Here is a 12,340-nt window from a genome sequence, read left to right on the forward strand (position 1 = left end):
ATGGCGAAAACCGCAGCAAACACAGCGCCGGTCGTCGAAGGGTTGACCGCATTGATGGAGCGTCATGCTGACGCTCTCTCCAGCCAACTTCAAGCACATCATCTCAAGGTCTTCCCGCCGACGTCCGAAAAGGGCATTCGATCCTTTGCACCGTCAGAAGCCTCAAAATTGCTTGGCATCGGTGAGTCTTATCTTAGACAAACTGCTTCGGAAATGCCTGAACTGCACGTTAGTATGAGCCCTGGCGGTCGACGCACGTTCACGATCGAAGATATTCATTCAATCCGTAAGCACCTGGACCTGATTGGCCGCGGGAACCGGCGCTACCTGCCCCATCGTCGCACGGGGGAGCAGCTTCAAGTCGTCTCGGTGATGAATTTCAAAGGCGGCTCGGGCAAGACGACGACAGCCGCGCATCTGGCACAGTACCTGGCAATGCGTGGCTACCGGATTCTCGCGATTGATCTTGATCCCCAAGCAAGCCTTTCCGCACTCTTCGGCAGTCAGCCAGAAACTGACGTTGGTCCGAACGAAACACTCTATGGCGCCATCCGGTATGATGACGAGCAGGTCCCAATCGAGCAGGTTGTCCGAGGAACGTACATCCCGGATCTTCATCTAATTCCTGGCAATCTTGAACTGATGGAGTTTGAGCACGATACCCCGCGCGCGCTTATGAACCGGAAGGAAGGTGACACGCTTTTTTACGGTCGGATCAGTCAGGTCATCGAAGACATCGCGGACAACTACGATGTCGTCGTTATCGATTGCCCTCCCCAACTTGGCTATCTCACGCTTTCAGCTCTGACCGCCGCAACCTCGATCCTCGTCACCGTCCATCCCCAGATGTTGGATGTAATGTCGATGAACCAGTTTCTGGCGATGACCTCGAATCTCCTTCGGGAAATCGAGAACGCAGGCGCCCAGTTCAAGTTCAATTGGATGCGCTACCTCGTCACTCGTTTTGAACCGAGCGATGGCCCGCAGAACCAGATGGTGGGCTATCTGCGTTCGATCTTCGGCGAAAATGTCCTCAATTTTCCGATGCTCAAGACGACCGCCGTTTCGGACGCTGGCCTGACGAATCAAACCCTCTTTGAGGTTGAGCGCGGACAGTTCACGCGCTCGACCTATGATCGGGCCTTAGAGGCGATGAACGCCGTCAACGACGAGATCGAAACTCTAATCAAAAAAGCATGGGGTAGAACCACATGAGTCGGAAGCACCTCCTTGACGTCACCACGGACGCGCCCGACAGCTCATCAGCTGCTGAACACAGAGCGGCAAAGACTCGCTCCATGCCGCTTCTCGGCGTGACCAGAAAAGAACGAGATCCAGCGACGAAGCTGACTGCAAACATCGGTAACGCGTTGCGCGAGCAAAATGATCGTCTTGGTCGTGCCGAGGAGATCGAGCGGCGTCTCGCCGAAGGTCAGGCCGTGGTTGAACTGAACGCGTCGTCAATCGAGCCGTCCTTCGTTCAGGATCGCATGCAAGGTGATATCGAAGGACTTCTTGCATCCATCCGCGAGCAAGGACAGCAGGTCCCAATCCTTGTGAGACCTCATCCCGTTAAACCCGCGCACTACCAAGTTGCCTTTGGACACCGCCGGCTGCGCGCCGTTTCGGAGCTAGGACTGCCGGTCAAGGCGGTTGTTCGAGACTTGACGGACGAGCAGTTGGTTGTCGCACAGGGTCAGGAAAACAATGAGCGCGAAGACCTCACCTTCATCGAAAAGGCACGTTTCGCACACAAGCTAAACAAGCAGTTTCCACGAGAAATCGTCATCGCGGCTATGTCAATCGATAAAAGCAACTTGTCGAAGATGCTCCTGCTTGTTGACGCCCTCCCCTCTGAATTGATCGATGCCATCGGCGCCGCTCCAGGCGTTGGACGCCCAAGTTGGCAGCAATTGGCAGAGCTGGTTGAGAAAGCATCGCCTCCGGCAGGCGCTGCGAAATATGCTGCCTCGGAGGAGGTGCAGGCGCTGCCGTCGTCGGAACGGTTCAAGGCAGTGATCGACCATCTGAAACCGCGTCGGACTGCGCGCGGGTTGCCAGACGTCCTGTCGACCCCCGATGGCGACAGGCTTGCGCAGGTCACGCAGAGCAAGAGCAAGCTAGAAATTACCATTGACAGGAAAGCCACGCCGGATTTCGCGGCTTTCGTACTCGAGCATTTGCCGGCGCTTTACCAGGAGCATCGCGCAAAGCATCAACGGAAACAGGGAGTGTAACCCGCAAAAGAAAAGAGCTCCCTCAACGTCGCCGTCGTGGAAGCCCTTCTGTCTCTGTAGCAAGAACAGAATCGCATTTCCTCGAATCCTCGTCAAGAGTCTTTGGCGCCGTTTTGGTGAGCGAATTTCCTTTGCCTGCTGAAAGGTGAGAGACAATGCAGTCGGGGAATGTAGCGACGCCGTTCGGGCGGCGGCCAATGACGCTTGCGCTCGTGCGGCGCCAGGCGGCAATGGAAATCAAGCATGGAAAAGCTGCCGATAAGTGGAAAGTGTTGAGAGACGCTTCCGCCGCGATGGAACTGCTCAAGATCCAGTCGAACAGTCTGGCTGTTCTTGACGCACTTTTGAGTTTTTATCCTGACAATGAGTTGCGTCAGGATGCACAATTGATTGTCTTCCCCTCGAATGCCCAACTGGCGCTTCGGGCGCATGCAATGGCGGGCGCAACGTTGCGGCGGCATATTGCCATTCTGGTGGAGTCGGGGTTGATCGTCCGTAAGGATAGCGCCAATGGCAAGCGCTTCGCCCGCAAGGGCGACGATGGCCAGATCGAGAATGCTTTTGGCTTCGACCTGTCGCCCCTCCTGGCGCGATCGGAAGAGTTGGCGATGTTGGCGCAAAGAGTGGCGGCCGAGAGAGCCTCGCTCAGGAAAGCCAAAGAGAGCCTTACAATTTGCCGGCGGGATGTTCGCAAACTTATTACTGCTGCAATGGTCGAGGGCGCCGACGGCGATTGGAAGACGACCGAGGACATCTACATTGCGCTCGCGAGCAGAATTCCGCGCGTTCCGACCCTTGAAGGGGTCACTAGCGTTCTCAATGAAATGGAGATGCTCCGTGAGGAAGTGCTTAATCGTTTGGAAAACCTCGAGAATGCTGAAAAAATTAGCACCAATGCTGCTCATATCGAGCAGCACATACAGAATTCAAAACCCGAATCCGTAAATGAATCTGAACCACGCTCCGAAAAGGAGCAGGGGGCAAAGGCGAGCTTGAGCCTTCAGCCGAAGAATGAATCGCAAAGGGCGTTCCCCTTGGGATTGGTGCTCAAGGCGTGCCCGATGATCAGCGACTATGCACCGCGCGGCGTGGGAAGCTGGCGAGATCTGATGTCTGCCGCTGTGGTGGTTCGATCTATGCTGGGGGTAAGCCCTTCCGCCTACCAGGATGCCTGCGAGGCGCTAGGACCGGAGAATGCTGCGGTGGCAATTGCGTGCATCCTGGAAAGGGCTAACTTCATCAACTCTCCTGGAGGCTATCTGCGGGATCTAACGCGCCGAAGTGAGCGCGGTGAATTCTCGCTTGGCCCGATGATAATGGCGTTGTTGAAGGCCAATGGGCAAGGCGGTTTGAGGGCTGGGTAAGTGCGGCTGATCGTTATTCCTGCCGTTGAGGATTTCGGTTGTGGTCAGCTGACCACCAAGCTAACCTCTTGGAAAACACCAACTTTCAAAGGCGGCTTGTCGCAGGCATTGTGCCGGTTACCGTCTGGCTCCCGAGCCAAATGACGCCTCTTAGGGGAACAGTAGACCGTGATCTCAATACGAACGCGCCCAAGGTCGCGCACGAACAAGACCAGGAGCGAAGTCTTCGCACGAAATGGCAGCCGCCTTTCATCAATTCATTGGCACCGGCGCGGCAAATCGCAAGGCGGCCGGCTGTGCCGGCTAATCGCGAGTGGGCGATGGCGCCGCATGGATAGGACGCAATAGGAACAACTACCTGCTGCCATCCGCAGCGCCGGAATCTACGGGGCTGATTCGCGGCGGCACTTCCACAACACTGGGAGAATTCATCAACCGCTATCTTGGGCGAGGTGACGCAATGAGCCACTCGACCCTATGGTCTTTTGACCAGGCAAGAATGGCATTCGAGGTGAGTTTGGTGCCGTTGTCGGAGAGATCATTGCGAGTTTCGAGCGAGGCGACGACCGGAGATCGAGGTGTCCGGGGATCGCCGCGAGGCATTCTCGCGTCGCGTCATCGACGATGTTGAGCACGCGAAACCCCCTTCCGTAAGCGAACTTGCAGGCACGCGCGCACCGATCCTGGCCAACGCGAAGGCTCTGCCCGCTGGTCGCTGGATTTTGTTCGTGACCAAAAGCAAATGATCCAGTGGAACATTTCTCCACCGAACGACTGAGGCATATACCTATCTCGCAAGGCCCAGCCATCGGCACAGTATTTGAGTCCGTTGAAGAAGGTGATGGGTCCAGGCGGCTTGGAGGAGGCATAGCCGTTCCAGCCGCCGAGTTTGGCGATGATCCAAGCGGCCCAGGCGAGCGAAGCTTTGGGATGGGGATTGGATTGCAGCTTGGTCTTGCCCTTGAAGCGGCTTTCGAGGGCGGCGAGCGTGTTGATCTCGTGGGGACTGACTGCCAGGCTTGCCGGGTGAGGATCGCCGCCACTGCGGTCCTGCACGAGTTGGAGGACGATTGCCGCGGCCTTGGCGGCGATGGCGACGAGCTTTTCCAGCCGCGGCGCTAACTGCAATTGGCTGTCTTCGATCTTGAAGCCCTGCGTCTTCATCACCCGGAAGAACTGCTCGATCATCCAGCGCTGCTTGTACCAAGCGACGATCTGCCAGGCGTCAGTCGCACTGGAGAGCGCATGGGTGGTCAAGAGCAGCCAATGCAAGGGCTCGACACCGTCGGGTGCGTCCGGTTCGACGACCTCGACCCAACTGAGCCTAACCCCGTCGGGCAGCCCTTCTTCGCGCAGGTTTTGCGGTCGCCTGATCGTCGCCTGGCCGAAGCGCAGGCACAACGTTGCCTGCCGCGCCGGACGGTCGGCGCGCTCGCGGAGCTCGATCGTTTGGGTGTCGCAGAACCGAACTGTCTCTACGACATCACGCAGTTTAGAGCCGCCGATGAGTGCATGGTCATGCATGACGCGCGACAAAAGATCGAAGCGTTGGTCGGGCAGGCGCGCCCACATCATAAAGAAGTCGCCCTATTGCGCGACCTCGCGACCGGCGACCGGCGACCGGCGACCGGCGGCTTCGGCGGGGGGGGGAGCGCCGTTGGGGTCGACCGCATCTACGGGCTCTATCGCGAAGAAGGACTTTCCGTTCGCAAGCAGAAAAGCCGGGGCGGCACTGTCGGCACGCGTGGCCCGATCCTGGTCGAAGCGAAGGCCAATGCCCGAAGCTCGCTGAATCTCGTTCACGACCAGTTCGCTTGCGGAAGGCGGTTTCGCGTGCTCAACTTCGTCGAAGACGTGACCCGCGAATGCCTGGCGGCGATCCCGTGCACCTCGATCTTGCGTCGTCGCGTCGCTCGCGAACTGTCGGTCCTCATCGAACGGCGCGGCAAACCGGGGATGATCGTCTCCGACAACGGCACGGAATTCACCTCGAATGCCATCCTTGCCAGGTCGAAGGATCATAGTGTCGAGTCGCACGGCATCACGCCGGGAAGCCGATGCAAAACGCTAATGTCGAGAGCTTCAACGGCCGGATGCGGGACGAGATGGTCAACCAAAGCCTGTTCCTCGGCTGCGATTATGCCCGAAGCGCCATTGCTGGGCCGACGATTACAACCACTTCCGGCCGCACTCATCGCTCGGACCAGACCCGGGCACGTGATGCAGATACCATTGCCGCAACCGGCTCCAACGCTGCGCGAGATGAAAGCTTCGCGTTTCCGCCACTTGGCGTACTCGGAGCGCGCAGGCTCTAGTTGTGAGCTTTCGGGAGGTTGTCCATTCAAAGCGGATTTAGGAGACTGGAGCTATCACACCTCGAGTCGGAAGGATCGCCGCGAATGAACATTCATAAGAATGCCCGACTGACGCCGTTGCGCCGGGAACAAATGGCGCTTGCTGTTATCGAAGGGCATCTGACCCAGGCTCAGGCAGCACAGGCCTATGGCGTCGCGGCCAAGATCGTCGCCCGTTGGGTCGAGCGTTTCAAGGCCGGTGGTCGAGAGGCGATGCTCGATCGTTCCTCCCGACCTCATGCCATGCCCCGGCAGACCAGTCAGGCGCTGGCGGAGCGCATCATCACGCTTCGCCGCCAGCGCCTGACTGGCAAGCACATCGCGATCGAAACCGGTGTATCTGCAGCGACGGTGAGCCGGGTTCTCAAGCGCGCAGGCCACTCCCGCCTCAAGGATATCGAGCCGGCCGAGCCTGTGCGTCGTTATGAACGCCAGGCTCCCGGCGAGATGATTCATATCGACATCAAGAAGCTCGGCCGGTTTCATGAGGTCGGCCACCGCATCACCGGCGATCGCACTCGCCAGAGTTCGCGCAGAGGCAAGAGTTGGGGCGCCGGTTGGGAATGCGTTCATGTGGCCATCGACGATGCCTCTCGCATCGCTTTCTCACAGATATTGCCGGACGAGACGAAAGAAAGCGCCGTGGCCTTCTTGAAGGCGGCATTGGCCTATTATGCCAGCCTCGGGATCGCGGTCGAGCGCGTCATGACCGACAATGGTCCCTGCTACACATCAAAGCCATTCGGCCAAGCTTGTCGCGACAACGGCCTCAAGCACGTTCGCACCAGACCATATACGCCTAAAACCAACGGAAAGGCCGAACGCTTCATCCAGACCGCCCTCAGAGAGTGGGCCTACGCCGTCGCCTATCCCAACTCGGACATGCGCGCCGCCGAACTGCCACGATGGCTTCATCGCTACAATTGGCACAGGCCTCACGGAAGTCTAAACTCAAAACCACCAATCACTAGGCTCGCTCTTACCCAGGACAACCTGTTGAGGCTCCACATCTAGTCGCTGCCGGAGAGGATTGAGTGCTAGGTCAGCGGGTCCACTGATCGAGGTTTTTCGCCAGACTCTGCTGTCGTGGGCCAGCAAGTCTTTTGGGGTGGGACGCACTGCCAACAGCTGCTTTTCCGGTGGTCAGCTGACCACAGCTACAACACTCTGAAAAGAAACGACATTTTCGGGCGCTACTATGGACGGCGCATGACCCGCTCCTCGCGCCACCTCTCACAAGATCGGTTGTGTAGAGATAGGTACCGTCCTGTCGCCGCCATGGGTCGCGGGGTCTTGGCGGTCATTTTTGATCGTACATGACGTTCTAAGGGCATTGGTCATGGTTGCCCGGGTAGAATGGCCGACAGCCCTTCTATGCGGCTGGTGTAGTAAGGTCAGTTGATGCACGGAGCCGATTGAGCGGCTTCGTGTTCGAACGAACAATCGCGGTGTTTGTCACGACTGAAAGGAGACATTGCTTTGTAATCTTAACGGCGGTCTCCGCAGGATGCTTCAGGACGAAGACCTCCCAGGCTTCGAGGACAGTCGAAATTTGCTGGTCGTAAAACGAATGTTTGCAGATCTTCGGCCGTAATCATTCTTGTAGGAAATATAGCTGGCGGCGCGGACAAATGGCTCAATCAAATTGTCGAGCATCCTTGAAAGAACGCCGAAACGCGGACGGATTGTAAAAGAAACAAATACTGTCTGACTGAGTTCCGGCTCGCGCCCGAATTCGTCGTGCAGCCGAGACGGCTTTTTGGTAGCGAGGGGAGCGGCTGTCCTCTGCTTTTACCCGCGCCGCCGAGGGTCATGGCCCGCGCGCCTCTGCGGATCATAATCACCGCGGCTGAAGCCTTCAGCACGTTCCGGGGGAGGGGGCGAGCAGGCGGAGGAAGCCGGCTCCGCGGCGAGGATGTAGGCGCTGAGCTGAAACCGCGGAGCGATAGCGACTAGCGGTCCTGGCGCTACAGATCCCCAAAGGCCGGACCTGACGGCTATGCAGTCGAATAGCGACAAGAAAAGACTCTCTGCCATCGGGCGTCGGATGAACCATGCCCTCAACGGCGAATGAGGCCAAATCGGTGGGCTTCGTCCAGCAGGACCCGCACCGAGGACGGTTGCCAGTTCTTGCCGCTGCGCACAGGCCGTTCTCCCATCTGGTCCAGTTGCGCGGCAATGTCGCGCAGCGACAGGTTGGGATCGGCAATGGCAATTGCCGCCACCAGCTTCATCAGATAGTCTTCGGGAGCCCGGCGAGGGGATCGAGCAAGGAGTTCCTTCTCCGCGAGCTTTTCGCGTACCATGCGATGAACAGCGCGACGAAGGCGTTCGACGGTCCAGTCGTGGCCACGGCGATTGAGAACCCGCACGACATTGTCCCAACTGTGCTGCGGCCGGAGTTGACGCACCATCGGCAGCCACGTCTGCGCCGATGCAATGAGTTCATCGAGATAGAGCTTCTCCCGTGCCTGCGAGATTGCCTTGATCGCCTCCGGCCGTCGTTCTCGCAGACCGGGATTTCCAGGAAGCTTGCCGCGTGCCTTCGCCGCCTTAATGCCGGCTTTGGTACGCTCAGCGATTAGCGCCCGCTCGAGCTGCGCGACGGCGCCGAGGACCTGAAGGGAAAACATGCCCTGCGGGGTCGACGTATCGATTGGATCGCGGATCGACCGGAAATGCACGCCGCGGGCCTCGAGGTCCTCGATCACCGACAAGAGATGACTGACGGATCGGGCCAGTCGATCGAGGCGCACGACAATGAGGACGTCGCCGGCGCTAAGTTCAGCGAGTAATCGCGTCAGCACCGGTCGAGCCCGCGATGCTCCGGAACCATGCTCCTGATGGATCCGATCGCAGCCGGCTGCACGCAGCTCGTCCAACTGGGCATCGTGGACCTGTTCATCCGTCGACACCCGGGCATAACCGATCAGCCGCTTGGGAGATTGTTGGTTGTCAAATGTTTGTGGCTTTGCCATCGCGCTTGTAACGGCCCTGTCTCGAAGTAGTTTGTACAGATAAGGCATGCGTTAGAAATCGAACAGTTGCAAGCGTGTATTAGCCATTGAATAGCGGCCCGTCAGACTCAAAATGCTACCGCGGACGAGCAACGGAGCGTCCGCGGTGGCAAATGCGCGTCAGCGGGCTTCCAGGGCGGAAATGCTGGAAAAACAGCGGCTTTGGTGATGGCTGCGGGCGGAGAAGCCTGCTGAAGGGCGCCGGCGCTCAATTCCGGAAATGAGGACCGGCCATGTGTGCCGACGGCGGCCGTCGAATTTTGCGATTGAGAGTCCGGTCATCCCGGGCGAAATTGCCCTAAATGCCCGGATTTCCGGGCGAATCCGCCGATCCAGGACGACCGACATCGCTGATTTGCGGCGTTATAGCAATCGCTTCCGATAAGCAGTACTTATCGGAAGTGATGCCTCGCGCAAACCACCGTCAGGGGCAACGGAAGCTAAAGGCATTTTCGCTTCTAAAACAGAAAAGAACAGCGCTAATTCATATGGTTAACGGGATGGAAACATCACGTGCTCCATCAAGTTGGCAGTAACGGACGCGGAAAATGAGACCGTAGACAATTGAGGGCAGGCCGAACCTGCCTGCGCCTCGGCGGCAAGCTCGGTCGTACCGCGCGAGCCCGTCTGTAAGCAGAGCCCGGCCGATCGCCCGTTCCGGCCTAAGCCGCTTCCCAGACCTGGTTCAGGATTTTTGCGGCGAGCGCCGCCTTGTCCTGCGGCAGGAACCGCCCATAGTGCTGCTGCACCACATCGGGGGTATCCTGGATCGCATAACTCGCCTGCTCGTAGGAGCCTGTCTGCTTGAGGATATGCGTCGCCAGAATATCCCGGACATTGTGCGGACCGTGCGGCAGCAGGCCCTTGATGGCGCCGCGACCGGTATAGGGATTGTAGATTCCATATCGTTGGATGACGGTTCGCCAAGCTTAGTAGAATGTCGCGGAGTCGTATGCGGCTTCGGTACTGGTCGTCTTCACCGTCTTCACGAACAGGGTGCCGGGGTCCTTTGCACCGGCGAGCAACACACCGCGGTGCCGTTCGATGTACGCGTCCAGGTATTTGTAAAGGTCGAGCAGGTCGGGCAGGATCAAGCGGAAAGGTTTCTGGCCGAAGAAGGACGAGCCGGAATTCTTGAAGGCGACGGACGGGATGAGCACTTCCCAGCCACGCTCGCGATCGCTCCAGCGCAGCTCCCCGCATTTCATGTCTTCCAACCGGCGTTCCGCCGTTGGAAAATGACCGCGCGGGCAGACGCGAAGCTGGCGGAGGTTCTTCTGCCGCAGCCCTAGATGCAACCCAAGCCGAAGCATCAGGAAGGAGCGGACGGCTTCCGCCGCCGGCCGCGGATAGTGGTCCTCGTCCGGCATGCGCTTCAGGATCTCGTCGGTGATCTTGCGATATTCCGCCAGCGGACTGTCTGCCTCCAGGATCACCATGATCGGCTCGAAAGGATCGCGATGAACGCGCATGACCCGCTGAACTTCCTTGGAGCGATTGGCAGCATGCCGATGAAACGCATCGCAGGCGCCATGCCAGTCACGCGAAGCGAATTCGATCTCCTCTGGGGCGATCAGGCCTTCGATGGATCTGACATTCCTCAGAAGCTCCGGATGCTGCCGGATCCAGCCGACCTCGGCACGGGTGAGGGCTTGTGCGACCATCAGCATGTCTTCTTCCCACTTGGTCTAGAAGCCGCGCCGCTGCTCGCGCCATTGCAGATACCAGTCCCAGACACCCGGGAAAATCAGCAAGCCGAAGGTCAATTGGCTGAGCGGGACGCCGCGGCCTTTGACGATGCCGGCGGGTGAGGCGGCGAGCGCCCCGAACATCAGCCCGAGATGCTCGATCTTTTGCGATGCCGTTTCCTCGCCCCACACGCCATTGCGCGGGAAGCCGATCGCCGTCAGCGTCGAGGTCTTGAAGCGGATCAGGTCCGCCATCTCCATCGCTAGGCGCGGTGGAGCATCGACCACGCCGGAAAGAAGGTCCGGGTCCTCGAAGGATTCCTCCGCGCTGCGATTGTCGCCGATGGTCAGAGCTGCCGATCGCGGAGACAGCGATCCACCGCCATAGGTGATGCCGGGAAAGCGGATGGCATAGCGTTGCTTGCTGGCCGCCGCCTGGTATCGGCGATAATCGGTGGAGCCGGAGATGATGACCCGTCGCACCCAGTCGAGGATCTCCTCGCGCTCGGAAAACGGCAGGCTGCCAAAATCGTCCGGCAGATGCCAGGCCAGTCGCCGCCGCTCGGCAGGACTGATATCGCCAAGGTCATGACCGTTGAGCGAACGCGCCTGATGCGGAAGCTTGGCCTTGAAATATCCCGGCGTCAGTCGATAGCGCCGCTCGATGCGGGCGAGGATATCGAAGCTGGCAATGGACCTCGGCGCGCGTTCACCCTGGATCCAAGACAACAAGGTCTTGTGGTCGAAGCTCTCGCCGAGACGAATGATCGCGCGATAGAGTTGCCAGTAACTGTCGCCGAAGCGGCGCATCTGGTAGATGAGCGCGTCCTGAAAGCTCTGGGGATCGTCCGCCGCTTCGAACAGCGGTTCGGGAAACTCCTGGACCGGTTTCGGCTGCGGACCTCGCGGCGCAGAGGCGGATTGGGCCGGAGTGTTGTCGCTGCCCATCCGTTGGGGCTTGCGGGTCGCGGATGCCACTGGTGCTGGCGCGCGACGAACGGGTTTGGGCGATTTGGTTTTCGACTTTGACGGTCGAACGTCTTCCGCCGCCGGCGGCATGCGGAGCCATCGAAGGATGGCGTCGAGGCCTGGACGTAGGTGGTGTTTCAGCTCCGCTGTCATCTCGTCTTCGACCCCGCAGGTTTCACCGATTTTCGTCCAGTCGATGCGGCCGTTCAGCAAAGGCGGTGATTTGCGGTAGATAATCAGGCTGATGAGGTATGGTCGGATATTTTCCAGGACCCGTTTCGATGCGATCGGCGCAATGCGCAGCTCGCAGAAATCTGAGATCTTTCGTTGAAAATGACGTGAGGAAACATCTTGTTTTGGCATGCTCGCATTCCATAGCTATCGGCCCAATGCCGAGGGCGAGCGGAAATAAAAGCTGTCCTTTAAAAAACAATGTATCCACCGGCGGCCCATTCTCAATGAGCGCGGCCGGATAGCGCTGGCACGCACCATGGCGGCGCGGAAGATGCAGGGGCGCCGGAACGTCCTAGATGCTGCGGAGTTGGTTGAGCTCGTCATGGCACAGACGCTTGAGGTGACGTCGCATGCGCGCGGCGGATTGTGGGAACCTGGGATTGAGGGAGGTGACGGAGAGGGGAGGTTTCGGGCGTGGGGCGTGATGTAGCCTCCGAAAAATATCGCGATTGATTTCGCCTTCCGTCGGTTCATTTT

6 protein-coding genes and 3 pseudogenes are annotated in these 12,340 nt (G+C 58.9%); 5 read left to right on the forward strand and 4 right to left on the reverse strand.

All coding sequences use genetic code 11. The features are described from left to right. From repA to repC, 3 genes are all read left to right on the forward strand, one after another. The gene (gene repA, locus N2597_RS30805; RefSeq protein WP_011053501.1) at positions 1–1,215 is read left to right on the forward strand and encodes a plasmid partitioning protein RepA; all 1,215 of its coding nucleotides are present in this window, start codon (positions 1–3) and stop codon (positions 1,213–1,215) included. After that, the gene (gene repB / locus N2597_RS30810; protein ID WP_004672729.1) at positions 1,212–2,237 is read left to right on the forward strand and encodes a plasmid partitioning protein RepB; all 1,026 of its coding nucleotides are present in this window, start codon (positions 1,212–1,214) and stop codon (positions 2,235–2,237) included. Before repA ends, repB begins: the two co-directional genes overlap by 4 nt. Positions 2,238–2,392: 155 nt before the next feature. Then, positions 2,393–3,601 (forward strand): plasmid replication protein RepC, encoded by a 1,209-nt coding sequence (repC, locus tag N2597_RS30815; protein WP_011053503.1) that lies wholly within the window; start codon positions 2,393–2,395, stop codon positions 3,599–3,601. A gap of 450 nt (positions 3,602–4,051) precedes the next feature. Here repC and N2597_RS30820 read toward each other — a convergent pair. Continuing rightward, positions 4,052–4,263: pseudogene (locus tag N2597_RS30820) on the reverse strand (IS3 family transposase); the annotation flags it as partial. Beyond that, entirely contained in the window at positions 4,217–5,176 is a 960-nt protein-coding gene (locus tag N2597_RS30825; protein WP_041684010.1) for an IS4 family transposase, read from the reverse strand. The gene N2597_RS30825 and the pseudogene N2597_RS30820, both read right to left, overlap by 47 nt. Before the next feature lie 105 nt (positions 5,177–5,281). Between N2597_RS30825 and N2597_RS30830 the strand changes: the two are divergent. Next, positions 5,282–5,916: pseudogene (locus N2597_RS30830) on the forward strand (integrase core domain-containing protein); the annotation flags it as partial. Positions 5,917–6,000: 84 nt separating this feature from the next. Next, complete coding sequence (locus N2597_RS30835; protein ID WP_004673777.1) at positions 6,001–6,969, forward strand: IS481-like element ISRel2 family transposase; 969 nt, start codon at positions 6,001–6,003, stop codon at positions 6,967–6,969. 1,046 nt (positions 6,970–8,015) lie between these two features. On the opposite strand, the gene N2597_RS30840 is transcribed toward N2597_RS30835, so the two are convergent. Together N2597_RS30840 and N2597_RS30845 are read right to left on the reverse strand one after the other, a co-directional pair. Then, positions 8,016–8,933 carry a recombinase family protein gene (locus N2597_RS30840; RefSeq protein ID WP_008534020.1) on the reverse strand — a complete coding sequence of 306 codons (918 nt, stop codon included), beginning with the start codon at positions 8,931–8,933 and terminating at the stop codon, positions 8,016–8,018. Positions 8,934–9,634: 701 nt separating this feature from the next. After that, positions 9,635–11,992: pseudogene (locus N2597_RS30845) on the reverse strand (hypothetical protein). Between the last annotated feature and the right edge of the window lie 348 nt (positions 11,993–12,340).

Source organism: Rhizobium sophoriradicis (assembly GCF_025200795.1).
In the GTDB taxonomy this organism is placed as follows: Bacteria; Pseudomonadota; Alphaproteobacteria; order Rhizobiales; family Rhizobiaceae; genus Rhizobium; species Rhizobium sophoriradicis.